Origin of the sequence: Nonomuraea sediminis, from assembly GCF_018531495.1 — a bacterium.
Taxonomy (GTDB): Bacteria; Actinomycetota; Actinomycetes; order Streptosporangiales; family Streptosporangiaceae; genus Nonomuraea; species Nonomuraea sediminis.
This window is the reverse complement of sequence record NZ_JAHDTI010000016.1, coordinates 59991-84877: the sequence shown is the minus strand read 5'-3', so window position 1 is coordinate 84877 and position 24887 is coordinate 59991. Positions and strand designations below refer to the sequence as shown.

Sequence of the window (24887 nt, the reverse complement as noted above, 5' to 3'; positions counted from 1 at the left end):
CACCCTGCCTCCGGCAGGGCAGGCAGTAGGGACTGGGATGCGACTTTCGTAGGTACCTCGCCCTTCACTCGATGTCATAGCGTTGGCGGCATGATGCGCAGGCACTGGCTCGCCGTGGATGTGGCGATCGCCATCGCCTTCGCGCTGCTGGACACCTTCCTCACGCTGACGTACGCGTCCTGGTGGCCGGAGAAGCCCGGCACGCCGGCCTGGGTCCTGCTCGGCGTGCAGGCGCTCGCCTGCCTGTCGCTGGCGGCGCGGCGCAAGGCGCCGCTCACCGTGCTGGCCGTACTGGCCGCGTACACCCTGGTCGTGACGCTGCTGATCTGGCCGTTCGGCGTGATCGTCCCGGCCGACCCCGACAGGGTGTGGGCGCCGTTGGCCACGTCGCTGGCCGCCTACGGCCCGCTCTTCTACTGCGGCGAGAACCGCCGCAGGTCCGTCCTCGCGCTCGCCGTCCTCACGCTGATCGTCGTGCGCCCGTGGCAGCCGTCCGTGATGATCATCACGCTCGGCGTGGGCCGCGTCGCCGTCGGCCCGCTGCTCGCGCTCTACTTCGACGCCCGCAGGCGCCTGGTGCTGGCGCTGACCGAGCGCGCGGAACGGGCGGAACGCGAACGTCACCTGCTGGCCGAGCAGGCCCGCACCGAGGAGCGGGCCCGCCTGGCCGGCGAGATGCACGACGTGGTCACCCACCGGGTCAGCCTGATGGTGCTGCAGGCGGGCGCGCTGCGCATGACCGCGGGCGACGAGGAGACCCGCAGGCAGGCCGAGGAGCTGCGGGCGGCCGGCGTCCAGGCGCTGGACGAGCTGCGTGACCTGGTCGGTATCCTGCGCACGGCGCCAGAGGGCGAGGAGACGCCGTCGGTGGCGGGCTTCGCCACGCTCGTGGCCGAGTCCACGGCGGTCGGCAACCCGGCCGAGCTCGTCGAGGAGGGCGACCCGGCGCTGGCCTCGCCCGTCGTCGGGCGCACCGCCTACCGCATCGTCAGGGAGGGGCTGACCAACGTGCGCAAGCACGCCCCGGGCGCGCAAGTGACCGTCCGCGTCGAGTACGGCGAGGCGCAGGTGCGCCTGTCGATCCGCAACACCCCGCCCACCCGGGCACCCGGCGAGCTGGCCGGCACCGGGTCGGGGCTCGGCATCGCGGGCCTGCGCCAGCGCATCGAGGTCGTGCACGGCACGCTGCGCGCGGGGCGCGAGCCCGACGGCGGCTTCCGGCTGGAGGCCACCCTGCCCGCCTACGTTCCGACCGGGGTGTAGCCCGTGATCCGTGTGGTGGTGGTCGACGACGAGCCGATGGTGTGCCGGTTCCTGAGCACGATCCTGGGCGCCTCGGGCGACATCGAGGTGGTCGGCCAGGCGCACGACGGCGCCGCCGGGGTCGAGGAGGTCGTCAGGCAGCGGCCCGACGTGGTGCTGATGGACCTGCGCATGCCGGGCGTGGACGGCATCACCGCGATCGAGCGGCTCGGCCGGCTCCCCGATCCGCCGCCGATCGTGGTGCTGACCACCTTCGACGCCGATCAGTACGTGCTGCGCGCGCTGCGGGCGGGCGCGTCGGGGTTCCTGGTCAAGTCCACCCCGCCGGAGGAGCTGATCGGGCTGGTCAGGGTGGCGGCCGAGGGCCACACGGTGCTGTCGCCCGCCGCCGCCCGCCGCCTCATCGCGGCCTCCGCCGAGACGCACACGGCCGGCGACCGGGCCAGGCAGCTGGTCGGTTCGCTCACCGAACGGGAGATCGAGGTCCTGGCGCTGCTGGGCAAGGGGCTGTCGAACGCGCAGATCGCCGGCAGGCTCTACCTGGCGGAGGCCACGATCAAGGGATACGTGTCACGCATGCTGGACAAGCTGGGCTGCGCCAACCGCACCCAGGCGGGGCTGATCGCCCACGACGCCGGGCTGGTCTAGCGGGTGCCCCAGGAGTAGGTCTGCTTGCGCAGCTTCAGGTAGACGAAGGACTCCGTGGCGCGAACGGCCGGGATTGCCCGAATTTTGCTAAGAATTTCCAACAAGTGGGCGTCGCCCTCGCAGACCACCTCGACGATCACGTCGAAGGAGCCCGCGGTCAGCACCACGTAGTCGATCTCCTCGATGGCCGCGAGCTCGTCGGCCACGGACTCCAGGTCGCCCTCGCAGTTCACGCCGATCATCGCCTGGCGGGGGAAGCCCAGCGTGAGCGGGTCGGTGACGGCCACGATCTGCATGACCCCGGCATCCTGAAGGCGCTGCACACGCTGGCGTACCGCGGCCTCGGACAGGCCGACGGCCTTGCCGATGGCCGCGTAGGGCTTGCGGCCGTCTCCCTGCAGCTGCTCGATGATCTGCTTGGACAGCTCGTCGAGCACGAACGCCGCGGGGGAAGCGTCGTTGTTGCGGCGTACGCGGGGCGGCGTCGTCATTGCGAGGGGTCCTCCTGCTGGCTATCGGTCCGGCGTTACGTTCGCGTTCCCGCTTCGTTGCCGTCCTGCTGCGACATGTTGTCAGTTCTGGGCGCTCTGTCAAGCGAATTCGTAGCAATTTGATATCTTCACCACGAAATCCCTTGTCGAGATGCGTCTGCTCTGTAAGAGTCGCGGCATCTCAGCCACCTCACCAGGAGGTCGTCTTGACCGAGCTCGCCGAGGTCAAAATTAAATACGTGACCTTGGTCATGGGACCGACGAAGGAGGGCGCGTGACCACCCGTCTGCAGAACTTCATCAGCGGTGAGTTCGTGGACGCCAAGAGCGGGCGTTACTCCGACGTCATCGACCCCTGCACGGGCGAGGCCTACCTTCAGGCCCCGATCTCCGGTGCGGAGGACGTGGACGCCGCCTACGCCGCCGCGGCAGCCGCGTTCGAGTCGTGGGGCCAGACCACACCGGGCGAGCGGGCCAACCTGCTCCTCAAGGTCGCCGACGCCATCGACGCGCGAGCCGACGAGATCAACGACGCGGAGTGCAGGAACACCGGCAAGCCTCGGGCCAGGATGGCCGAGGACGAGACGCCGCTCGCGGCCGACCACTTCCGCTTCTTCGCCGGCGCCGCCCGCACGCTCGAGGGGCCCACGTCCGGGGAGTTCCTCGCCGACCACACCAGCGTCATCCGGCACGAGCCTGTCGGTGTCATCGGTCAGGTCACGCCGTGGAACTACCCGATGATGATGGCGGTCTGGAAGATCGCTCCGGCGCTCGCCGCGGGCAACACGATCGTGCTCAAGCCGTCGGACACCACGCCGGCTTCCACGGTCAAGCTCGCCGAGATCGTCGGCAGCGTGCTCCCGCCCGGCGTCTTCAACGTCGTCACCGGCGACAGGGAGACCGGCGCCCTGGTCGTCGGCCACCCGACCGCCTCGATGGTGGCCATCACCGGCTCCGTCGGCGCTGGCATGGCGGTGGCCAAGAGCGCGGCCGAGGATCTCAAGCGGGTGCACCTCGAGCTCGGCGGCAAGGCGCCCGTCGTGGTCTTCGAGGACGTCAAGGACCTGAAGAAGGCCGCCGGCGACATCGCCACCGCGGGCCTCTACAACGCGGGGCAGGACTGCACCGCCGCCTGCCGCGTGCTGGTACAGGAGAGCGTGCACGACGAGTTCGTGGCAGCGCTCACCGAGGCCGCCGCGGGTACGGTGACCGGTGACCTGTCCAACGAGGAAGCTCTGTACGGCCCGCTCAACAACGCCAACCAGCTCGCCCGGGTCGAGGGCTTCGTCGAGAGGACCCCGGCGCACGCCAAGGTCCTCACCGGCGGCCACCGGGTCGGCGACAAGGGATACTTCTTCGCCCCGACCATCATCGACGGTCTCAAGCAGGACGACGAGATGGTGCAGCACGAGGTCTTCGGGCCCGTCATCACCGTCCAGACGTTCACCGACGAGGCTGACGCTCTGCTTAAGGCCAACGACGTACAGTACGGACTGAGCAGCTCGGTCTGGACGTCCGACCACGGCCGGGCGATGCGGATGTCGAACAAGCTCGACTTCGGCGTGGTCTGGGTGAACACGCACATCCCGTTCGTCAGCGAGATGCCGCACGGCGGCTTCAAGCACTCGGGATACGGAAAGGACCTTTCGGTGTTCGGTCTGCACGACTACACCAGGGTCAAGCACATCATGCACTTCATCGGCGAATAGCAAAGATAAGTTGGGATAAGCCTGGATATGACCGATCTATCTGCCATCGAGCTAGAAGACGTCGTCAAGGAGTTCACCTCTCACGGCGAGGTCGTTCAGGCTGTCAAGGGCGTAACGCTCGACATAGCCGAGGGGGAGTTCTTCTCCCTCCTCGGCCCCTCCGGTTGCGGCAAGACCACGACCATGCGGATGATCGCGGGGTTCGAGGACCCCTCGCGAGGCGTGGTCAAGCTGCACGGGAAGGACGTCACCAACATCCCGCCGAACAAGCGGGACGTGAACATGGTCTTCCAGTCCTACGCGCTGTTCCCGCACATGAACGTGTGGGACAACGTGGCCTTCGGGCTCAAGCAGCGCAAGGTCGACTCCGCAGAGATCCAGCGGCGGGTCGCCGAGATGCTGGAGATCGTGGCCCTGACCGGGCGCGAGCGGCGCATGCCGCGCGAGATGTCCGGCGGCCAGCAGCAACGTGTCGCGCTTGCCAGGGCCCTGGTGAACAAGCCCAGGGCGCTGCTGCTCGACGAGCCGCTCGGCGCGCTGGACCTCAAACTGCGTCAGGCCATGCAGATCGAGCTCAAGCGCATTCAGCGCGAGGTCGGCATCACGTTCGTGTATGTCACGCACGACCAGGGCGAAGCCCTGACCATGAGCGACCGGATCGCTGTCATGAACGACGGCCTGGTCGAGCAACTCGCCAACCCGCGAGAGATCTATGAGAGGCCCTCCACGGCGTTCGTGGCCGGCTTCATCGGCACCTCCAACCTTCTCGCCGGGACCGCAACGTCCGGCGTGCTGAAGATCGGCGGCGGCCGCGTTCTGGTCCCCGGACGTGACGGCGACGTGACGGTCACCGTACGCCCCGAGAAGATCACCATCTCCACGGAAGAACCCGAGGGAGAGCTGAGCACGGTGGCCGGCACCGTTTCTGAGCTGGTCTATCTGGGGACATATAACAGTTACACCGTTGCTTTGCCCGACGGGGGCGAGATCACGGTGTTCCAGCAGAATGCGCACGACTCCTCGATCACCGCGGAGCGGGGCGACTCCGTCTGGCTTTCGTGGCAGGCGCAGCATTCATACGTGATTGGAAGTTGACAGTCGCTCATGGACTTCAGGAACGACCCCGCTTTCCTGCGGGGCATGACGCAATCCCGGACCCGCCGTGACTTCTTCAGGGTCGCCGGCTTCTCCGCAGCAGGGCTCGCCATGGCGGCGTGCGGTGTCCAGGGACAGAAGGCGGCTCCGCCCAAGGCCGACGCGGTCAAGGAATACTGGGCCAAGCAGCAGAAGCACGGGCACCTGGTCTTCGCCAACTGGCCCGAGTACATGCCGCAGGACCAGGCTCCGCTGAAGGAATTCACGAAGAACACCGGCATCTCCGTGGAGTACAAGGAGGTCATCCAGGACAACGCCGAGTTCTTCGGCAAGTCCGACCCGGTGCTCCGCGCTGGACAGTCGCTCGGGTACGACATCGTCGTCATGACCAACGGCACCCAGCTCCAGCACATGATGGACCTGGGCTACATCGTCCCGCTCGACCCGTCGAAGATGCCGAACTTCTTCGCCAACGCCGGTGAGAAGTTCAAGAACCGCAGCTACGACCCGGGCAACAAACTCACCATGCCCTACGCCTCCGGCGTCACGGGCATCGCGTGGAACACCAAGTACGTCACGGAAGACATCACCAGCATCAACTCGCTCTGGGACCCCAAGTACAAGGGCCGGGTCGGGATGATGGACGATCCCCAGGAGATCGCCAACTTCGGCATGTTCGCCCTGGGCATCGACCCGGAGAAGTCGACCGAGGAGGACTGGAAGAAGGCGGGCGCCAAGCTCAAGGAGCAGCGCGACGCCGGCATGGTCCGCAAGTACTACCAGCAGAACTACATCGACGCGGTCTCCAAGGGCGACATCTGGCTGAGCATGGCCTGGTCGGGTGACGTCTTCCAGCGCCAGATCGCGGGCGAGCCGGTCAAGTTCGTGGTGCCCCAGGAGGGCGGCACGATCTGGACCGACAACATGCTCATCCCGAAGGGCGCCGCCAACCCGGTCGACGCGATCACGCTGATGGACTACTTCTACCAGCCCGTCCCGGCCTCCGAACTGGCCGCGTTCATCCAGTACGTCTCGCCCGTCGATGGCGTCCAGGACGTGTTCAAGCAGAAGACCACCACCGCGACGGGCAAGGACAAGGAGACGCTGGAGGCGATGATCAACAGCCCGCTGATGTTCCCGTCCGAGGCCGACCTTGCCAAGCTGCGCGGCTACACCAAGCTGACCACGGCACAGGAGCAGGTGTTCAATCCGATCTTCCAGTCAGTGACCCAGGCATAGTGATGAAACGTCTCACCCCCTATCTGCTCGCGCTGCCGAGCTGGATGTGGTTGGCGATCTTCCTCGTGGTGCCGATGGTGGCGATGCTCTCGGTGTCGCTGCAGACCGGCAACGCCATCGACGGCTACGCCATGACCTTCAGCGTGAGCAACTACACCAACGCCATCAGCCAGTTCAGCACCCAGTTCGTGCGTTCCTTCGTGTACGGCGGGCTGGCCACCCTGGCCATGCTCGTGATCGGGTACCCGGTGGCGTACTGGATCGCGTTCAAGGCCGGGGCACGCAAGTCGATGTACCTGTTCCTGCTGCTCCTGCCCTTCTTCGTGTCGTTCGTGCTGCGGACCATCTCCTGGGGGTTCATGCTGGCCGATGACGGCATCCTGTTCGGGCCGCTGAAGAGCGCGGGGCTGCTGCCGACGGAGTTCCACGTGCTGGCCACCTCGGTGGCGGTGATAGGCGGGCTGACCTACAACTTCCTGCCGTTCATGATCCTGCCGATCTACGTGGCGCTGGAGCGGGTCGACCCGCGGGTGGTCGAGGCCGCCTACGACCTGTACTGCGGCCGCTTCGCCGCCTTCCGGCGGGTCGTGCTGCCGCTGTCGCTGCCTGGGGTGTTCGCCGGGGTGCTGATGACGTTCGTGCCGGCCGTGGCCGACCCCGTCAACGCCCAGATCCTGGGCGGCACCTCCAACACGATGATCGGCAACATCATCCAGACCGAGTACCTGACGAACCTGAACTACCCGACCGCCGCGGCGCTGTCGTTCACGCTGATGGCGGTCCTGCTGGTGGGCATCTTCCTGTACGCCAGGGCACTCGGGACCGAGAACGTGCTTGAGGCGGCGGCGCGATGAGGGGGGCCCTGCGCGGCAAGCTGCTGCACATCTACACCTGGCTGGTGATCATCTGGCTGTCGTCGCCGATCGCCGTGATGATCCTGTTCGGCTTCAACGACAAGAAGTCGAAGTCGAACACCAGCTGGCAGGGTTTCACGCTCAAGTGGTACCAGCAGCTCTTCGAGATCGACGGGCTCACCACGGCGCTGCGCAACTCGATACTGATCGCGATAGTGGCCACCATCATCACGGTGGTGATCGGGACGATGCTGGGGCTGGCCGTCGGCCGGTACCAGTTCAGGGGGCACGGGACCACCAACTTCCTGGTGTTCGCCGCGATCTCCACGCCCGAGCTGGTCATGGGCGCCTCGCTGCTGTCGCTGTTCGTCTCGGGCAACGTGCCGCGCGACTCGACCACGATCATCATCGCGCACGTGCTGTTCTCGCTGTCGTTCGTGGTCGTGACCGTGCGGGCCCGGGTGATCACGCTCGACCCCTCGATGGAGGAGGCCGCCAAGGACCTCGGGGCCAGCGCGTGGGGCACGTTCCACCAGGTGACGCTGCCGGCGATCATGCCGGGCGTGGCGGCGGGCGCGATGCTGTCGTTCGCGCTGTCGATCGACGACTACGTGGTGACCAGCTTCGTCAACGGTTCCACCATGACGTTCCCGCTGTGGATCGTGGGCTCGGTGAAGACCGGGATCCCGCCGCAGGTGAACGTGATGGGGACGTTGATCTTCGGGATCGGTGTGCTGATCGCCATCGCCAACGCGGTGATGGCGCGGCGCCGCTCCGCCTGAGGTGTTCCGCCGAACCCCCCGCCCGCCGCGGGGGGTTCGGCCTTCTCCGACAAAGAACAGGGAGGCGAGATCGGATTTCGGCGGGGGGAACCCGTGCGCGATCACCTCATGACGATCCGCAATTCGTTGAAAATTGGATAACTTTTCGTAGGGAAGTGGGATTTGTGGATCCGCTGAAGGCGCTTGCTGATGCGGAGCGCAAGCCGTACTGGCTGGACAGCCCGGCCAGACCCGAGCCGCAGCCGCGGCTCATCGGACATACCACCGCCGACCTGGTCGTCGTCGGCGGCGGATTCTCGGGCCTGTGGACGGCCCTGATGGCCAAGGAACGCGACCCGTCGCTCGACGTGGTGCTGCTGGAAGGGCGCAGGATCGGCTGGGCCGCGACCGGCCGCAACGGCGGGTTCTGCATGGCGACGCTCACTCACGGGCTGCACAACGGGCTCGAGCGCTGGCCGGAGGAGATCGACACGCTCGAGCGCATGGGCGTGGAGAACCTCGACGAGATCGAGCAGACCGTGCGGCGTTACGGCATCGACTGCTCCTTCGAGCGCACCGGCGAGCTCAGCGTCGCCACCGAGCAGTGGCAGCTCGACGGGCTCACCGAGTACCTGGACGTGATCGACGAGCACGGGCTCGACTACGAGTTCCTCGACAGGGACCAGGTGCGCGCGCAGGTCGACTCGCCCACCTACCTGGGCGCGCTGTGGGACAGGGCCGGCGGCGCCATGGTGGACCCGGCACGGCTGGCCTGGGGGTTGCGGGAGGCGTGCCTGTCGCTCGGGGTGCGCATCCACGAGCGCAGCCCGGTGCGTTCCATGCACGACGACGGCACCTCGCTGACGCTGCGGACCCCGCACGGGTCGGCGACGGGGGCCCGGGTGGCGCTGGCCACCGGGGTGTTCCCGCCGCTGCTGCGCCGGCTCAAGCACTTCGTGGTGCCGGTCTACGACTACGCGCTGATGACCGAGCCGCTGTCGCCGGACCAGATGGCGGCCATCGGGTGGCACAACAGGCAGGGGATCGGTGACGCGGCCAACCAGTTCCACTACTACCGGCTGACCGACGACAACCGGATCCTGTGGGGCGGCTACGACGCCGTGTACTACAACGGCGGCTTCATCAAGCCGGAGTACGACCAGCGCGACGCCACCTTCGTCAAGCTGGCCGGGCACTTCTACGAGACGTTCCCCCAACTGTCGGAGGCCCGCTTCACCCACCGTTGGGGCGGCGTCATCGACACCTGCAGCCGCTTCAGCGCCTTCTTCGGCCAGGCGCACGGCGGGCGGCTGGCCTACGCCGTCGGCTACACCGGCATGGGCGTCGGTGCGACCAGGTTCGGCGCCAACGTCATGCTCGACCTGCTGTCCGGTGAGCCCACGGCGCGCACGCAACTGCGGATGGTCAGGGAGAAGCCTGTGCCGTTCCCGCCCGAGCCGCTGCGGTCGGGGGTGATCCAGTTCACCCGCTGGTCGATCGCCCAGGCGGACCAGCACGAGGGGCGCCGCAACCTCTGGCTGCGCACGCTCGACCGGATGGGTCTCGGGTTCGACTCCTGAGGATCGGCCTGCTGGGCGTTCCGCGCCCAGCAGGCACTCGGAGGATCTGGCGCTCGCACTGGTCATCACTCCGGCGCTGGGAGGATGGTCACATGAGAGTGGAGTTCGGCGATGGGCTCGTGGGTGAGCTGCGGGTGCCGGAAGGCGACGGGGCCTTGGCCGCGCTGGTGTTCACCGGGCCGTTCACCGGCGTGCGGCAGCAGGTGACAGGGCTGTACGCGGAGAGGCTGGCCGGGCACGGGTTCGCCACGCTGGCCTTCGATCATCGCAACTGGGGCGAGTCGGCGGGGGAGCCGCGCTGTCACGAGGACCCCCAGGGCAAGCTGCGGGACCTACGGCAGGCCGTATCCTTCCTGCGTTCCAGACCTGAGGTGGATCGGGATCGGATCGGTGCGGTGGGCATCTGCCTCGGCGCCGGATATGCCCTGAAATTTGCGGCTTTCGACCCTCGGGTGCGGGCGTTCGCCGGCATCGCCGGCGCGTACAACAACCCGTACACGATGCGGTCGGGCATGGACTACCAGGCCGTGCTCGGCGACTTCGCCAGCGTTCTGGAGCAGCAGGACCTGGGTGGGCCGGTGGAGTACCTGCCCGCCGTCGCCGCCCCGGGCTCCGGCGATGTCGCGATGCCCGGCGAGGAGCCGTACGCCTACTACGGCACCGCGCGCGGGGCGAGCGCGACCTGGCGCAACGAGGTGACCAGGGCCAGCATCCGCGAGCTGATCACCGTGGACAACATGATGGGCGCCGACTTCCTGTCGCCCAAGCCCGCCCTCATCGTGCACGGCGTGGTCGACGCCTACTGCTCGCCGGAGGGCGCCGAGGAGGCCTACCGCCGCCTCGACCAGCCCAAACGGCTCCTCTGGCTGGACGCCAAGCAGCACGTCGACCTCTACGACCGCGAGCCGTACGTCACCCAGGCCGTCGAGGCGACCGCCGACTTCATGCGGGAGAACCTGGGTAACCCCTCGTAAGGGGGAATCATGCGCGCTATCCAGTTTGCTCGTTTCGGGGGTCCCGAGGTCCTCGAGGAGGTCGAGCTGCCCGACCCGGTGGTGGGGCCCGGCCAGATCCTCGTCGAGGTCGAGGCGGCGGGCATCAACTTCGCCGACGTCCGGCAGATCGCGGGGCTGTACTCGCCGCCCAAGAGCCTGCCGCACATCCCCGGCTCGGAAGTGGTCGGGCGGACCCGCGACGGGCGGCGGGTCATGGGGTTCACCGCCAACGGGTACGCCTCCAAGGCCGTGCTGTCCGAGCGCGACGCCGTCTGGCTGCCCGAGACCCTCGGCGGCGGGGCCGCGCTCGCGCTGCTCGTGCAGGGGCTGACCGCCTGGCACCTGCTGCGTTCCTCGGCCCGGCTGCGCGAAGGGGAGACCGTCGTGGTCAACTCGGCCGCCGGCGGCGTCGGCAGCCTTGCGATCCAGCTGGCCAAGGAGTTCGGCGCCGGGCGCGTCATCGGCACCGCCTCGACCATGGACAAGCAGGCACTGATCACCTCGCTGGGGGCCGACGTCGCGATAGACGGGCGGGTCGAGGGGTACGCCGAACGCATCATCGAGGCCAACGGCGGGCGGGCGGCGGACGTCATCCTGGACGCCGTCGGCGGGTTCGTCTTCGACGCCGCGCTGGGCGCCCTGACCACCTTCGGCCGCCTCATTACCTACGGGTCGTCCTCCGGGCAGGCCGCCCAACCCGTCGAGCCCGGCCGGCTCACGGCGCTCAACATCGGCGTGGCCGGGTTCTGGCTCCGTCCGCTGCTCGCCGAGGGCGGGGTCGACGGGCCGCCCATGCAGGAACTCCTGTCCCTCACGGCCTCCGGCCGCCTCCGCCCGCTCGTCGGCGGCGAATACCCCCTCTCCCAGGCCACCAAGGCCCTGACCGACCTCGCCTCCCGCCGCACCGTCGGCAAACTAGTCCTAGTCCCCTAACCCCACCCTCTACCCCCCACCCTCTACCCCCCACCCTCCTCCCCGCACCCTCACCCGCAGCCCCGCCTCGCCCCCCTCTGCTTGTCGCCCCGCGCTCCTGCGCCCCGCGCTCCTGCGCCCCGCGCTCCTGCGCCTCGCGGTCCCGCGCCTCCCCTCCGCGTCTCGTGTCTGTTGTGCCGCGTCCTGGTGTCGGGCGCTCGTATGATCACCTCTCGGGCCTGCGGCCGCACGGTGTGGTGGGGCGTGCCGTAGGGCGGGGGATTTTGGGGTGTGACGTGGGGATCTTATGGGCAGGAGATCATCCGAACCCCCGGTGAAGATCGCGGGGGTGGCGCGGTGCGTGTGCGGTGGTGGGCCGGGGTGGCGGCTCTGGTCGTGGTGTCGGGGTGTGGGACCGAGCGGGCCCTGGAGATACCGTCGGCCGTGCAGGAGCCCAAGGTCCGTGACTGTGTTCTGAAATATCGGGATCGGGTGGCCGAGGCACAGGCCCGCACCCGCCTGCGACGCGAGATCGCCGACTACGTGGCCAGACAGCCGGGCCGCATCGCCTACAGCGCGCACGACCTGGTCACCGGGATCACGCTGGGATATCGCGAGCACGAGGATCAGATGATCACGGCCAGCGGCGCCAAGGTCGACGTCCTGACCGCACTGCTGCTGCGACACGGCAAGCTCGGCGCCGAGGAGCGCGACCTGGCCTCCCGCATGATCAGTGAGAGCGACAACGCGGCCGCCGACGCGCTGTGGAGCCGGGTGGGCGCCGCATACGGCATGAACCGGTTCTACCGCCAGGTGGGCCTGCGGCAGACCCGGCCGGGGTCGAACCGCTTCTGGAGCGGCACGAACACCAGCCCCGCCGACCGTGTGCGGCTGCTGCGCCTGCTGGTCAAGGGCGGCTACGGTCTGGCACGCGCCCACCGGGACATGGTGCTCGGCCTGATGAGCCGCGTCGAGCCGGACCAGGCCTGGGGCGTCAGCGCAGCCGCCCGTCCAGGTGACCAGATCGCGCTCAAGGACGGCTGGACGCCCCGCCCGTTCGACCACCACACCTGGACGGTCACCAGCTACGGCCGCATCACGGGCCCGGGCAGGGACCTCCTCCTGTCGATCCAGACGGACCTCCAGCCGGGCGAGGGCCAGGGCATCCAGGCCATCGAGGGCCTGGCCAAACTCATCGGCTACCGCCTGTCATCCCTCCACCAGCTCAAGACCCGCCCCTGCTCCGGCACCCCCTACGTCTGAACCCCGCTCAGCGGAACCGCTCACCTTCTCCGGGAACAGGACATCGGGACTGTCCGATCTCCGCCCCACGGGGAGACCCACCCGGGAGGTAGCCGCAGGTCGTGCGGTGCCCGCCCGGCCAGGCAGGAGGGTGGTGCGGTGTCTGCCCGGGACGGCGGAGGGTGGTGTGGCTGGAACGGGGATGGAACGCCTTGAGGGTGGCGTGGCGTCCCGATGACGACCCCCTCGGGGCGCCACAGCCCGCTCAGGCGAGGGGCATGACCGTGCCCGACGTGCCGTCGAGCGTGACGGTCTGGCCGGTCGCGATGGAGTCGGTGGCCCGGGGCACGCCCACCACGGCGGGGATGCCGTACTCGCGCGCCACCACCGCCCCGTGCGAGTTGGCCCCGCCCATCTCCATCACCAGGCCGCCCGCGGTGAGGAACAGCGGCGTCCAGCCGGGATCCGTCGACGGGCAGACGAGGATCTCGCCCGGCTCCAGGTGGGCGCCGACCGGGTCGAGGACCACCCGTGCCACGCCGGTCACCTGGCCGGGTGAGGCGGGCGACCCCTTCAACGCGCCCTCGGGCGAGTCGGCGGAGGCGACCGCCTCGGGCTCGGTGCCGTCGGACAGCATGACCCGCGGCACGTGCCTGCGCCGCAGCTCCCGCTCGTAGGTCTCGCGCCGCTCGGCCACCGTCGCGCGCAGGTCGCGCCCCGAGCGGGCCTCGGCGAGCGTCACGAAGAACACATCGGACGGTACGGCCAGCAGCCCCTGCCGGGCCAGCTCGGCACCCACCTCCATCAGCTGGCGCCGCATCGCGGCGAACACCCGCACGAGGACGAACTTGGGCAGCTCCCGCACCCCGACCAGCGCCCTGGCACGCCCCAGCGCGAAGCGGACGATCCGCCCCCGCAGGCCGCCCACCCGGCGGCCAAGCTCCGCGATCATGGCTTCGGCCTCGGCGGCCCCGCGGGCGAACAGCGCGTCGGGGGCCAGCGCAGGATCCTCCAGCCGCAGGTAATTGGCGAGCATGCCGAGCACGTGGGTCGGGTCCTCCGACCAGCGCGGCAGCCCGAGGTCGATCTCCGCCACGGCACGGTCACCGTAGACCGACAGGAACTCGCGCACCTCGGCGGGCAGCGGCTCGCGGGCCAGCTCAGCGGGCGGCACCGACAGCAGGCGCGCCTGGTACTCGGGGCTCACCCGCCGGGCCAGCCGCCACAGCGCCAGGTCCATCTCGGTGGTGACGTTCCGCGGCGCGCCGCGCAGCACGGTCTGCAGCTCGTCGCCGGTGGCCCGGTCCCCGAGCAGCCGGGAGGCCAGCACCAGCATCGGCAGCGCCCCCGCGGCCACCGGGAAGATCCGCGGCACCACCGGCAGCGTCCTGTTGGCCAGCACGCCGGTCACGTGGTCGACGCGCTCGGCCACGGAGGCGCCGGGCGGCGGCGCCAGCCGTAGGAGGAGATCGTCGGCCAGCGCGCGGGCGCGGCGGTCGGCCCGCACCGGGTCCGCCAGCGCGGACAGCAGCGTGACGGGGACGCGGTAGCGCAGCAGCACCCGCGCGAGCCGCCGCAGGAACGGCCGCCGCGAGGTGATCGTCACGCTCAGCCGCGGATCGTCGAACATACCCCGCATGACCTGCGCCGACCTGGCCTCCATCAGGTCGAACACGCGCGGTACCAGCGCCCGGCCGACGCGGCTGCGCATGACCGTGGTGAAGTCGAAGAACAGCCGCCCGCCCGCCTCGCGGAAGGCGGCAGCCCCGGCGAGCGGCTCGGCCACCGGGATCCCGAACAGCTCCGACACCGCCGACGACACCACCCGGAACGCGGCCATCCCCATCGGCGTCAGCGGCCGGAACACGCCCTGCGCGACGCTGAAGCAGAAGTAGGCCCGCAGCCCCTCCCTGTGCTCCTCCGGCAGCGGGAACAGCGTGGTGATGGGCCGCGCCTGCGTCAGCCAGAGCCTGCCGCCGGGGTCGAAGGCCCATTCGGTGTCCTGCGGCGCGCCGTACACCTGCTCGACGCGCGCGCCGAGCGCGGCCAGCTCGCCCAGCTGCGCGTCGCTGAGGCAGGGGGTGTCGAGCTCGTCGCCGTCGACGTGCTCGACACCGCCGCCGGGCAGCGACCGTACGGCGAGCCGCTTGTCACCCAGGTGGCGCGCCAGGATCCTGCCCGAGTCGAGGTCCACCTCGAAGTGGTCGGGGTTGACCGCGCCCGACACGACCGCCTCGCCAAGCCCGGGAGCGGCGTCGATGACGGCGCGGCGGCGGGTGCCGGTGACCGGGTTCGCGGTGAACATCACGCCCGCGGTCTCCGACTGCACCATTCGCTGCACAACCACGGCCAGGCTCACGGTGCGATGGTCGATGCCGTTGGACGCCCGGTAGGCGTAGGCGCGGTCGGTCCAGAGCGAGGCCCAGCACCTGCGGACCGCGTCGAGCACCTCGGCGGCGCCGATCACGTTCAGGTAGGTGTCCTGCTGCCCGGCGAAGCTGGCGTACGGCAGGTCCTCGGCCGTCGCCGACGACCGCACGGCGACGGGGGCGCCGTCGAGCTCGGCGGTGATCGCCGCCTTCAGCGCTTCGGGGATCTCCGTCTCGAGGATCTGCTTGCGGGCGGTCGCCGCATCCGTGACGTCGACGCCCCGGGCGACCAGACGGTAGGCGTCGGTCGTCACGCAGAAGCCATCGGGGACCGGCAGGCCCGCCCGGGTGAGAACGCCGAGGTTGGCCGCCTTGCCGCCGACGCGATCGAGCATCGAACCATCGATGTCCGCGAACTTCAGAATCACATCCATGACCGCCTCCTGAACCTCACGGTAGATCTCAACGCCGTTGAAGTCAACATGCGATGAATTATCCCGAGCCCGGAATTCGAGGCCATATCATCGTGGTTGTCCTATTTGATTGACCGCTCGGCGGCCGACCTCATCCCCCGTCGGTATCACCCCGGTCGAAGCCCACCACGACGGTGCGCTCCTCCGGGAGGGGCTCCGTCTTGACCTGGACGGAGACCATGAAGTCCTACCTCGACGTGCTCGCCACCCCCGGCGTCTGGCGTTTCCTCGTGCCCGCCCTGGTGGCGCGCCTGCCGTACGCGATGATGCAGCTGGGCGTGCTCCTGCTCGTCCAGTGGTCGACCGGCTCGTACGGCGCGGCCGGGATGGCCGCGGCGGCGGCCGCCGTGTCGCAGGCGCTGGTGGGCCCGCAGACAGGTCGGCTGGCCGACCGTTACGGCCAGACGAGGGTGCTGCTGCCGCAGGTGGCGCTGCACGGGCTGGCGCTCGGCACGCTGCTCGCGCTGGCCGCCGCCCACGCGCCCGTGTCGCTGCTGGCGATCACGGCCGCGCTGACCGGGGCGTCGGTGCCGCAGGTGGGGGCGATGGTCAGGGCCCGCTGGGCGCACCGGCTCGGCGGCACGGCCAGGCTCAACACCGCCTTCGCGGTCGAGTCGATCACCGACGAGCTGACGTTCACACTGGCGCCCGTGCTGCTGGTGGCGCTGTCGACCGGTTTCTCGCCGGTGGTGGCGCTGCTGGCCGCGCTCACCCTGATCGTCGCGGGCACCGTGGTGTTCGCCACGGTACGTACCGCGATGCCCGAGCCGATGCCGGTCCGGATGCGCTCGGCAGGCGGGGTGCTGCGGCTGCGCGGCGTGGCGCTGCTCGCGGGGGCGTTCCTGGCGATGGGCTCGGTGTTCGGCAGCCTGCAGGTCGGGATCACGTCGCTGACCGCCGCGCTTGGCACGCCCGCCTCGGCGGGTCCGGTCTACGGCACGTTCTCCGCGGCCAGCGTGCTGGGCGGGCTGCTCTACGGCGCCGCCCGCTGGCGGGTGGCCGCCCGTTCGCGGCTGGTCGCCGGGCTGGCGCTGCTGGCCGTCGCCACCAGCGCGCTCACCCTCGCGGGCTCGATCCCCGCCCTGTACGGCGCGGCCGCCCTGGCGGGCCTGGTGATCGCCCCCGTGGTGATCACCGGCTACACCATCATCGACAGGCTGGTCCCCGCCGACGTCAGGACCGAGGCGTTCACCTGGCTCAACGGCGCGATCGGGCTCGGCATCGCCACCGGAGCCTCGCTGGCCGGGCAGCTCGTCGACCACTCCGGCCCGTCGCTGGCCTTCGTCGTGCCGCCCATCACGACCGGCCTGGCCGCCCTGCTGGTGCTCACCCGTATCAGGAGCCTGCGCCCCCTGCCCGACGAGCCCACCGTGATCACCAGCGAGAGCGCCACCGCCTCCATCAGCGGGTGAGGACCTCCTCCTGGATGACCTTCGGCACGCCGCGCAGCCCGGCCAGCGCCAGCACCGCCACGACCAGCAGCACCACCCCGGTGGTGAACCCGGTGACGTGCACGCCCGCCACGAACGCGGCACGCGCGGCACCGGCGAGCTGAGCGGCCTGCTCGGCGGGCAGCCCGGCGGCCGTGGTGAGCGCCCCGGCGATCGACTCGCGGGCGGCCTCTCCCGGCACCCCAGGCGGCAGCACGAGGTTGTCCCGATAGGTGGTGGTCAGCACCGTGCCGAGGATCGCGATGCCCAGCGCGCCGCCCAGTTCGAAGGCGGTCTCCGAGATCGCCGCCGCCGCGCCCGCCCGGTCGCGCGGCGCGGTGGCCAGCACGTTGTCGTTGTTGACGGTGAAGGTGAAGCCGATGCCCAGGCCGCCCACGACCATCGCGACCAGCAGCGCCGGGTAGCTCAGCTGCTGCCCGAGCGTGCCGTAGTAGAAGAACGAGCCCGCCGTCATGGTGAGCCCGAGCGCCACCACACCGTTCCTGCCGAGGACCCGGATCAGCTGCCCGGCCAGGATCCCGCCCGCGGCCCCGCTCAGCCCGCCCGGCAGTCCCGCCAGCCCCGCCTGCAGCGGGGACCAGCCCAGCACGAGCTGGAAGTACCAGGCGAAGAACAGCGACATCGCGGTCATCGCGAAGATCGCCAGCAGGTTCGTCGTGATCGAGGCGGTGAACGCCCTGCGGCGGAACAGCCGCACGTCGATCAGCGGCTCGGGCAGCCTGGCCTGCCGTACGCAGAAGACCACCAGCGCGGCGACCCCGAGCACCCCGGACACGGGCACGTCGAGCCGGGTGAGCCCGTCGTGGGCCGCCACCTTGATCGCGTAGATGACCGCGACCACGCCCGCGAACGACAGCACCACGCTGGGCAGGTCGATCCGCCCGGGGGACGGGTCGCGCGACTCCGGCAGCACCAGGTAGCCGCCGACCAGCACGACCGCCATGACCGGCAGGTTGATCAGGAACACCGAACCCCACCAGAAGTGGTCGAGCAGCAGCCCGCCGACCACCGGTCCCACCGCGAACCCGGCGGCGCTCATCCCGCTCCAGACGCCGATCGCCGCGGTCCGCTCCGCGGGATCGGTGAAGACGTTCCTGATGATCGACAGCGTGGACGGCATGATCGTGGCCGCGGCCACGCCGAGCAGCGCCCGCGCCGCGATCAGGAGCTCGGGACTGGGCACGTAGGCGGTCACGGCCGAGGCTGCGCCGAACGCCGCGGCCCCCATCAGCAGCAGCCGCTTGCGGCCGATCCTGTCGCTCAGGTTGCCCATCGTGACCAGCAGCCCGGCCAGCGCGAACCCGTAGACGTCGCCGATCCACAGCAGCTGCGTGGAGGTCGCGCCCAGGTCGCCGACCAGCCGGGGCAGCGCCAGGTGCAGCACGGTCATGTCCAGTGACAGCAGCAGCGTGGCCAGGCACGCGATGGCCAGACAGGCCCATTTCCTCGTCATGCGGGCCAGCCTCGGCCCGCCTGCTGACCGCCCGCTTACCACGCGCTGACCAGCTCGGCCAGCGCCTTGCCGATGCGCTCGCGCAGCCCCTCGGAGGCGAACCAGTTCTGCCGGCACTCGGCCAGCGCCCGCTCCATCAGCTCCCGCGCCCGCTCGGGCTCGCCGCGCAGCGCCGCCACTTCGCCCAGTCCCAGGTGCGCCCTGGCCATCCCGTCGGCGTCGCCGGTACGGCGGGCCACCTCGAGCGCCCGCCGGTACCCGGCCTCGGCGGCGTCGGGGTCGCCCAGGTGGCGCAGGCTGTCGGCCCTGCGCGACAGGTACTCGGCCAGGTCCACCATCGCCCCGAGCTGCTCGGACAGCTCCAGCGCCCGGGTGGTCAGCGACAGCGCCGTCGCGTGGTCGCCCCGCCAGGTGGCCACGTCGCCCAGCCCGCCCAGCACCATCGTCATGCCCCACCGCTCGCCGAGCGACTCGAACACGGCCAGCGCGCGCCCGAACTCGGTCTCCGCCTCGTCCATGCGGCGCGCCTCGTGCAGCAGGAACGCCGCCCCCGAGTGGGTCAGTCCCGACGTCCACGGCGGCAGCGTCGGCCTGATCCTGTCCATCTCCCGCATGGCCTGCTCGTAGTCGTCGGGCGGCCCGGTGAACATCGACAGCAGCATGGTCAGGAACTCCAGCCCGGCCGTCAGGTTGTCCGTCGGCGAGACGAGCTGCGGCAGCCCGTCCAGATGGGCGCGGATCCTCTCGTCCGGCCGCCTGCCCCAGGCGGCGATGAGCACGCACATCGCGTACTCCTCGGTCAGCCCGCCGGGCGGCCCGTCGACGCGGCGCAGCAGGTCGGCGGCCAGGCCCGAGCTGGTGATCAGGTGACCGCGCATCCACCAGAAGCAGGCGGCCCGCCCCACCAGCCGCAGCGCCGGCTCCACCCGCCCCGACTCGACCGCCCAGCGCAGCGCCGCGTACACGTCGTCGGACTCGGCGTCGAGCCGGGCCAGCCACTCCAGCTGCTCGCGCGTGCGCAGGTGCGGGTCGGCGGCGGTCACCAGGTCCAGGTAGTACTCGGCGTGGGCCTGCCTGACCATCTCCGCCTCGCCCGCCTCGGCCAGCCGTTCCGCGCAGAACGCGCGGATCGTCTCCAGCATCCGGTAGCGTCCGCTCGCCAGCTCCACCAGCGACTTCTCCACCAGCGAGGCCAGCACCTCCTCCGGCAGCCCGCACACCCGCTCGGCCGCCTCCAGGCTCGCCCCGTTCACGAACACGGTCAGCCGCCTGGCCATCCGCTGCTCGTCGCCGTCCAGCAGGTCCCAGCTCCAGGCGACCACCGCGCGCAGCGTCTGATGCCTGGGCTGTGCCGTACGGCTGCCGCGCGCCAGCAGCCCGAACCGGTCGTCGAGCCGGGTGGCGATGTCCTCGAGGGAGAGCGTGCGGAGCCGGGCGGCGGCCAGCTCAATGGCCAGCGGCAGCCCGTCGAGCGCCCGGCACACGGCGGTCACCAGCGCGGCGTTGCCCGCGTCGACGGTGAAGCCCTGCAGTACCGAGGCCGCCCGGTCGGCGAAGAGCCTGGCGGCCGGGTAGTCGAGCGGGTTGGCCGCGTCGGGCGGCGGCAGCATGAGCGGCGAGACCGGCACGATGGTCTCGCCGACGATGCCGAGGGCCTCGCGGCTGGTGGCCAGCACCCGCAGGCCCGGGCAGGCGGCCAGCAGCAGGTCGGCCAGGTCGGCGGCGGCCGCGACCAGGTGCTCGCAGTTGTCCAGGACGAGCAGCAGTTCGCGGCCGCTCAACGCGCCGACGAGCCGTTCGACGGGGTCGCGCAGCGGCGGCTGGCCGCGACCGCCGACGATCACCCCGTCCCTGACGTCCAGCGCGGCCAGCACGGCGTGCGGCAGCTCGCCCGGCTCGGTCACCGGTGCCAGCCCGGCGAGGCAGACGTCGCCGCGGACCCGCTCGGCCGCCTCGGCGGCCAGCCGCGTCTTGCCCGCGCCGCCCGGCCCGACCAGGGTCACCAGGCGGGTGCCCGCCAGCAGCCCGCCCAGCTGGTCCAGCTCGGCGTCGCGGCCGACGAAGCTGGTCAGCTGCGCGCGCATCCCCCGCCTGTGACCGGGCGCCGGCGGCTCGGCCGGGGTGGACCGCAGGATGGCCAGGTGGGCCTGGACCAGGTCGGGGCCGGGGGTGACGCCGAGCTCGTCGTCGAGCAGGCGGCGGCCCTCCTCGTAGACCGTCAGCGCCTCGGCCTGGCGCCCGCCGCCGTGCAGGGCGCGCATGAGCTGGGCGCGGGGGCGCTCGCGCAGCGGGTGGTCGTCGAGCAGGCGGCGCAGCTCGGCCACGACCTCCCTGTGCAGCCCGAGCGCCAGGTCCGCCTCGACGCGGTCCTCCGTGGCCGACAGCCGCAGTTCCTCGAGCCCGGAGGCGGCGGCCGCGGCGTGCGGCGCGTCCGCCAGGGCGGCGCCCCGCCACAGGCCGAGCGCCTCGCGCAGCAGCCCGGCGGCCGTCCGCGGGTCGCCGGAGTCGAGCGCCCGCCGGCCCGCCGCGGCCAGGCGTTCGAAACGGTGCGCGTCCACCTCGTCCTCGGCCAGCGCCAGCCGGTATCCGCCGGGGTGGAACTCGACCAGATCCCTGCCGAGCGCCCTGCGCAGCCGGGACACCTGCGACTGCAGGGCGTTGGCCGCGGCCTCCGGCGGGTGCTCGCCGTACAGGCCGTCGATGAGCTGCTCGGTGGTGACGATGCGGCCCGCGTGCAGGGCGAGCAGCGTCAGCAGCGCGCGCACGCGCGGCCCGCCGAGCACCGCCTCGCCGCCCGCGCCCAGGGCCCTGGTGGGTCCCAGGATCTCCACCCGCATGTCTCGATTATCCGGGCTCGCGGGCAGGCGCGGCGATCCTGTCAGGCCGACCCTTATTGGGGGGCAGGCAGGATTGCGGCGATCTCCCCGTAGGTCGGCATCGCCGGGGCGGCCTTGTCCTGGATGGCCAGCAGCGAGGCCAGCGCGCCGTGCAGCGCGGCGCGGTAGAGCAGCGAGCCGGTGCTCACCCTGGCCACGCCGACCCCGGCCAGCTCGGCCAGCGTCGGGCCCGTCGGCTGGTAGAGGACGTTGAGCGGCAGGTCCGTGGCCTCGACGACCTCCGCGATCTCGGCCAGCCCGCTCAGCCCGGGCACGAACAGGCCGTCGGCGTGCCCGTAGGCGCGCACCCGCTCCAGCGTGTCACCGGTCTTCAGCCAGGCGGTGTCGGTGCGGGCGTTGACGAACACGCCGTGGCCCATCGCGGCCTCGATGATGCGCTGATGCAGCTCGATCGGGCGCAGGGTGCCGTCGGCGCGGCCGTCCTCCAGGTTCACCCCGGCCACGCCGAGCGCAGCCAGGCCCGCGACCAGCTCGGCGACCTCGGCCGGGTCGTCGCTGAAGCCGCCCTCGATGTCGACGGTGACGTACACGCCGAGGTCCTTCATCGACTCGGCGAGCTCGATCGTCTCCGCCCTGGTCGCGCCGGCCGCGTCGGGCTTGCCGTGCACGGCGGCCACGCCCAGGCTGGTCGTGCCGATCGCCGGGAAACCCTGCGCGGCCAGCATCGCGGCCGAGCCGTAGTCCCAGGCGTTGGGCAGCAGCAGCGGGTCGCCCGGGCGGTGCAGCTCGCGGAACGTCATGGCAGGAGTCCTTCCAGGATGCCCGCGGCCAGCGCGAGGGCGTGATCGGAACCGGGGCAGGGACGCACGCCGTACCCGAACGTCAGGTGGGGCGTCTGCCCGCGGCGCAGGTCGAAACGGGCGGGTTCGGGGAAGACGTCGGGATCGTGGTTGGCCCGCACCAGGTCGATCGTCACCTCGCGGCCCGTCTCGCGGTCGAGGCGTCGGGTGGCCTTGAGCGGCGGATCGTGGCGCAGCGTCTCGTGCAGCAGCTCCATGGGCGGGTCGCCCGGCTCGGCGTGCGCCAGCGCGTTGCGGACCAGCCCCTGCGTCGCGGCGTGCCCCTGCAGGAGCAGGCTGATCCTGGCCACGGTGGTCGCCTCGTCGCCCGTGTCGAGCAGCTCCAGGAGTACGGCCACCGCCGCGTCGGTCTCCTGGGTGGTCTCGCCCGACAGGTAGCCGGTGGAGGCGGCGTCGACGGCGGGGAGCAGGCGGTCGTCGGTGACGCCGAGAGCCTGGCCCAGCACGGACGTGGGGATGCCGGTCAAGTCGCGCCCCTCGGCAGCGGCCTCCCTGGCGGCCTTGCGCAGGGCGTCGGGGTCCAGCATCGCCAGTTGCTCGGACACCAGGGCGCGCCGGGCCGCGTGGACCTCGCCGGTGGCGAAGCGCGACACCTGCGCGCGGAGCCATGCCAGGGTGCCGCGCGGGGCGCCCTGGGGTACCGGCGGCGGGACGTAGCGGGTGTCGGAGAGCACCGCCCTGGCCTCGGCGTGACGTGTGATGTCCATGGACATCACGTTATGCCAGGGAAATTTCGCCGCTCGTCGAAGGATCCCCGCTAGGCGGCGACCCGGTCCCGCGGCCCGCCGGGAGCCTCGTCGCTCGGGGACATGTCAGGGGACAGGCGCACGGCGGGGGAGCCGGCCGCGATCCGCGTGCGGGCCGCGGCGACCGCCATCGTGGCCAGCAGCACGATCTCCGCCAGCACCAGCGCCCGCTCGAGCAGCCCGTAGTAGGCAGACCCGCCGATGAGCGGCGAGGTGATCGAGGCGGGATGTGCCGCCAGGTAAACCGCCAGCGTCAGCGCCGACGTCACGCTGAGCGAGCGCACCCAGCTCCAGCGCGGGGCGGGGGTGCGGCCGCGGGCCAGTGCCCAGCCCGCCACCGGCAGCGAGGTGAACACGACGGCCGACGACCAGCGGTGGATCTCTCCGGGCAGCGTGCTGATGGCCGCGCCGCCCGGGTCGGTCGGGAAGACCGCGCTGAGCATCAGTCCCGCCCCCGCGGCGAGCAACAACAGCCGGGTGGCCGCGGTGCGGGCGGGTTCGCGGGCGGCCATGCCGTACGCCAGGATGACGCAGCCGAAGGCCAGGCCCAGCATGCCGACCAGGACGGGCAGGGCCCCACCGGGGACGAGCGCGTAGTCGCTGATCAGCTGCTGGCGGGGGAGGGCGAACTCGGCGTAGCCGAGGGCGAGCGCCGCCACGAGCCCTGCGCCGGCCGCGGCCCAGCTCGTGCCGGATCCTCTCATCGGGCCACCTCATCGTAGATCTGCTCGAACCGGGCCAGGGAGCTCTGGTGGTCGTGGGTGAGGGCGAGCTCGCGGCTGGCCTTGCCCATCCGGACCCGCAGCTCGTCGTCCGTCAGGAGCGTCGTCAGGTGCCTGGCCAGCTGGATCACGTCGCCGGGGGTGTACAGGAAGCCGTTGCCCTGGACCAGGTGCGGCAGCGCCATCGCGTCGGCGGCCACCACCGGCACCCCGGTGGCCATGGCCTCCAGCGTCGCGATGCTCTGCAGTTCGGCGATGCTCGGCATGGCGAACGCGTCGGCCGCGGCGAACACCTGCGGCATCTTCTCGTCAGGCACGTAGCCGAGGAAGCGCACCCGCTCCCCGACGCCGATCCTGCTCGCGAGCCGCTCGAGCGCCGGCCGCTGGTTCCCCAGCCCGACCAGCGCCACCTGCGCCTCGGTCTCGTTGAGGACGTACGGCAGGGCGCGGACGAGCTCCTCGAGGTGCTTCTCCTCGTCGAGCCGGCCCACGAACAGCACGGTCGGCAGGTCCGGCAGGTCGAACGACTTGCGGGCCCAGGCCTTCGGCTCGGCGTGCGGGTGGAAGCGGCTCAGGTCGATGCCGCAGGAGACCGGCTCCACCTGACGCTCGAAGCCCTGGTCGGCCAGCAGCCCGGCGGCCAGCGGCGTGGGCGTGGTGATGTGGTCGGCCCTGTCGAAGATCCGCCCGAAGTCGCGCCAGGCCATCCGGCCCGCCGCCATGCGCAGCCGGTCGGGGATGCGGCCGAACTGGAAGAGGTTGTCGGGCATGAAGTGGTTGGTGGCCACGATCGGCGTGCCCCGGCGGCGCGCGGCCCCGATGGCGGCCCTGCCGACCACGAAGTGGCCCTGGGAGTGCAGCACGTCGGGGTCGATGGCGGCCATCAGGCGGTCGAGCCGCGTCGGCACCGTGACCCGCATGGTCGGGTGGACCAGCAGGGGCGCAGAGCGCAGCCGGTGCACGATCACGCCGTCGACCACGTCGGACTTGGCGGGACCCGTGTCGGACGCGCAGATGACGTGCACCTCGTTGCCCCGCTCGGCCAGCCCGGTGGCCAGCCGGTGGGTGAACACGGCCGTGCCGTTCACGTCGGGCGTGTAGGTGTCGGTGGCGATCAGCACGCGTCGTGGCCGGACGGAGACGGGCTCGAGCTGGGCGGTAGCGGTGTTCGGCAGCGGCATGGCCATG

At 71.1% G+C, this 24887-nt stretch carries 20 protein-coding genes; 12 read left to right on the top strand and 8 right to left on the bottom strand.

Annotated features, from left to right (window positions below; translation table 11 throughout):
• Positions 1–90: 90 nt before the first annotated feature.
• Positions 91–1263, top strand: coding sequence for a sensor histidine kinase (locus KIK09_RS47395; protein WP_214326147.1), 1173 nt, complete (start codon positions 91–93; stop codon positions 1261–1263).
• 3 nt (positions 1264–1266) lie between these two features.
• On the top strand, positions 1267–1911 hold the full coding sequence (locus tag KIK09_RS47390; protein ID WP_214326146.1) for a response regulator: 645 nt from the start codon (positions 1267–1269) through the stop codon (positions 1909–1911).
• On the opposite strand, the gene KIK09_RS47385 is transcribed toward KIK09_RS47390, so the two are convergent.
• Positions 1908–2402, bottom strand: coding sequence for an Lrp/AsnC family transcriptional regulator (locus KIK09_RS47385; protein WP_214326145.1), 495 nt, complete (start codon positions 2400–2402; stop codon positions 1908–1910). The genes KIK09_RS47390 and KIK09_RS47385 overlap by 4 nt on opposite strands.
• A gap of 274 nt (positions 2403–2676) precedes the next feature.
• Here KIK09_RS47385 and KIK09_RS47380 point away from each other — a divergent pair, with 274 nt between their 5' ends.
• From KIK09_RS47380 to KIK09_RS58650, 9 genes are all read left to right on the top strand, one after another.
• Entirely contained in the window at positions 2677–4110 is a 1434-nt protein-coding gene (locus tag KIK09_RS47380; protein WP_214326144.1) for a gamma-aminobutyraldehyde dehydrogenase, read from the top strand.
• A 27-nt stretch (positions 4111–4137) separates the two neighbouring features.
• Entirely contained in the window at positions 4138–5205 is a 1068-nt protein-coding gene (locus KIK09_RS47375) for an ABC transporter ATP-binding protein (protein ID WP_214326143.1), read from the top strand.
• A 45-nt stretch (positions 5206–5250) separates the two neighbouring features.
• Complete coding sequence (locus KIK09_RS47370; RefSeq protein ID WP_250574938.1) at positions 5251–6444, top strand: ABC transporter substrate-binding protein; 1194 nt, start codon at positions 5251–5253, stop codon at positions 6442–6444.
• A gap of 2 nt (positions 6445–6446) precedes the next feature.
• Positions 6447–7298 (top strand): ABC transporter permease, encoded by an 852-nt coding sequence (locus KIK09_RS47365; RefSeq protein WP_214326141.1) that lies wholly within the window; start codon positions 6447–6449, stop codon positions 7296–7298.
• Positions 7295–8080, top strand: coding sequence for an ABC transporter permease (locus KIK09_RS47360; protein WP_214326140.1), 786 nt, complete (start codon positions 7295–7297; stop codon positions 8078–8080). The genes KIK09_RS47365 and KIK09_RS47360 overlap by 4 nt, the downstream gene beginning before the upstream one ends.
• Before the next feature lie 164 nt (positions 8081–8244).
• Complete coding sequence (locus tag KIK09_RS47355; RefSeq protein ID WP_214326287.1) at positions 8245–9639, top strand: NAD(P)/FAD-dependent oxidoreductase; 1395 nt, start codon at positions 8245–8247, stop codon at positions 9637–9639.
• A gap of 92 nt (positions 9640–9731) precedes the next feature.
• Complete coding sequence (locus KIK09_RS47350) at positions 9732–10613, top strand: alpha/beta hydrolase (RefSeq protein ID WP_214326139.1); 882 nt, start codon at positions 9732–9734, stop codon at positions 10611–10613.
• A gap of 9 nt (positions 10614–10622) precedes the next feature.
• Complete coding sequence (locus KIK09_RS47345; protein ID WP_214326138.1) at positions 10623–11567, top strand: quinone oxidoreductase family protein; 945 nt, start codon at positions 10623–10625, stop codon at positions 11565–11567.
• A 336-nt stretch (positions 11568–11903) separates the two neighbouring features.
• On the top strand, positions 11904–12809 hold the full coding sequence (locus tag KIK09_RS58650) for a serine hydrolase (RefSeq protein WP_214326137.1): 906 nt from the start codon (positions 11904–11906) through the stop codon (positions 12807–12809).
• 244 nt (positions 12810–13053) lie between these two features.
• Here KIK09_RS58650 and KIK09_RS47335 read toward each other — a convergent pair whose 3' ends face one another.
• Entirely contained in the window at positions 13054–15591 is a 2538-nt protein-coding gene (locus KIK09_RS47335; protein ID WP_214326136.1) for a PEP/pyruvate-binding domain-containing protein, read from the bottom strand.
• A 200-nt stretch (positions 15592–15791) separates the two neighbouring features.
• Here KIK09_RS47335 and KIK09_RS47330 point away from each other — a divergent pair, with 200 nt between their 5' ends.
• A complete protein-coding gene (locus KIK09_RS47330; protein ID WP_214326135.1) occupies positions 15792–17042 on the top strand; it encodes an MFS transporter in 1251 nt (416 codons plus the stop codon).
• On the opposite strand, the gene KIK09_RS47325 is transcribed toward KIK09_RS47330, so the two are convergent.
• Genes KIK09_RS47325 through KIK09_RS47300 form a run of 6 tightly spaced genes read right to left on the bottom strand, consistent with a single transcriptional unit; the run spans position 17032 to position 24886 of the window.
• Entirely contained in the window at positions 17032–18534 is a 1503-nt protein-coding gene (locus KIK09_RS47325) for an MFS transporter (RefSeq protein ID WP_214326134.1), read from the bottom strand. The genes KIK09_RS47330 and KIK09_RS47325 overlap by 11 nt on opposite strands.
• A gap of 35 nt (positions 18535–18569) precedes the next feature.
• Positions 18570–21371, bottom strand: a complete 2802-nt coding sequence (locus KIK09_RS47320; RefSeq protein WP_214326133.1) for an AfsR/SARP family transcriptional regulator — start codon at positions 21369–21371, stop codon at positions 18570–18572.
• Between the two features lie 53 nt (positions 21372–21424).
• The gene (locus KIK09_RS47315) at positions 21425–22171 is read right to left on the bottom strand and encodes an isocitrate lyase/PEP mutase family protein (RefSeq protein WP_214326132.1); all 747 of its coding nucleotides are present in this window, start codon (positions 22169–22171) and stop codon (positions 21425–21427) included.
• Positions 22168–22938: a hypothetical protein gene (locus tag KIK09_RS47310; protein WP_214326131.1), complete on the bottom strand. Its 771-nt coding sequence runs from the start codon at positions 22936–22938 to the stop codon at positions 22168–22170. Before KIK09_RS47310 ends, KIK09_RS47315 begins: the two co-directional genes overlap by 4 nt.
• A gap of 50 nt (positions 22939–22988) precedes the next feature.
• Entirely contained in the window at positions 22989–23681 is a 693-nt protein-coding gene (locus KIK09_RS47305; protein ID WP_214326130.1) for a DUF998 domain-containing protein, read from the bottom strand.
• Positions 23678–24886 carry a glycosyltransferase gene (locus tag KIK09_RS47300; protein ID WP_214326129.1) on the bottom strand — a complete coding sequence of 403 codons (1209 nt, stop codon included), beginning with the start codon at positions 24884–24886 and terminating at the stop codon, positions 23678–23680. The genes KIK09_RS47305 and KIK09_RS47300 overlap by 4 nt, the downstream gene beginning before the upstream one ends.
• Position 24887 lies beyond the last annotated feature (1 nt).

Bases quoted from the DNA above. Each gene is read 5' to 3' on its own strand.
- KIK09_RS47395 (WP_214326147.1), top strand. From the start codon at position 91: ATGATGCGCAGGCACTGGCTCGCCGTGGATGTGGCGATCGCCATCGCC.
- KIK09_RS47385 (WP_214326145.1), bottom strand. From the start codon at position 2,402: ATGACGACGCCGCCCCGCGTACGCCGCAACAACGACGCTTCCCCCGCG.
- KIK09_RS47375 (WP_214326143.1), top strand. From the start codon at position 4,138: ATGACCGATCTATCTGCCATCGAGCTAGAAGACGTCGTCAAGGAGTTC.
- KIK09_RS47370 (WP_250574938.1), top strand. From the start codon at position 5,251: ATGACGCAATCCCGGACCCGCCGTGACTTCTTCAGGGTCGCCGGCTTC.
- KIK09_RS47365 (WP_214326141.1), top strand. From the start codon at position 6,447: ATGAAACGTCTCACCCCCTATCTGCTCGCGCTGCCGAGCTGGATGTGG.
- KIK09_RS47360 (WP_214326140.1), top strand. From the start codon at position 7,295: ATGAGGGGGGCCCTGCGCGGCAAGCTGCTGCACATCTACACCTGGCTG.
- KIK09_RS47350 (WP_214326139.1), top strand. From the start codon at position 9,732: ATGAGAGTGGAGTTCGGCGATGGGCTCGTGGGTGAGCTGCGGGTGCCG.
- KIK09_RS47345 (WP_214326138.1), top strand. From the start codon at position 10,623: ATGCGCGCTATCCAGTTTGCTCGTTTCGGGGGTCCCGAGGTCCTCGAG.
- KIK09_RS47335 (WP_214326136.1), bottom strand. From the start codon at position 15,591: ATGGATGTGATTCTGAAGTTCGCGGACATCGATGGTTCGATGCTCGAT.
- KIK09_RS47325 (WP_214326134.1), bottom strand. From the start codon at position 18,534: ATGACGAGGAAATGGGCCTGTCTGGCCATCGCGTGCCTGGCCACGCTG.
- KIK09_RS47320 (WP_214326133.1), bottom strand. From the start codon at position 21,371: ATGCGGGTGGAGATCCTGGGACCCACCAGGGCCCTGGGCGCGGGCGGC.
- KIK09_RS47315 (WP_214326132.1), bottom strand. From the start codon at position 22,171: ATGACGTTCCGCGAGCTGCACCGCCCGGGCGACCCGCTGCTGCTGCCC.
- KIK09_RS47310 (WP_214326131.1), bottom strand. From the start codon at position 22,938: ATGGACATCACACGTCACGCCGAGGCCAGGGCGGTGCTCTCCGACACC.
- KIK09_RS47305 (WP_214326130.1), bottom strand. From the start codon at position 23,681: ATGAGAGGATCCGGCACGAGCTGGGCCGCGGCCGGCGCAGGGCTCGTG.
- KIK09_RS47300 (WP_214326129.1), bottom strand. From the start codon at position 24,886: ATGGCCATGCCGCTGCCGAACACCGCTACCGCCCAGCTCGAGCCCGTC.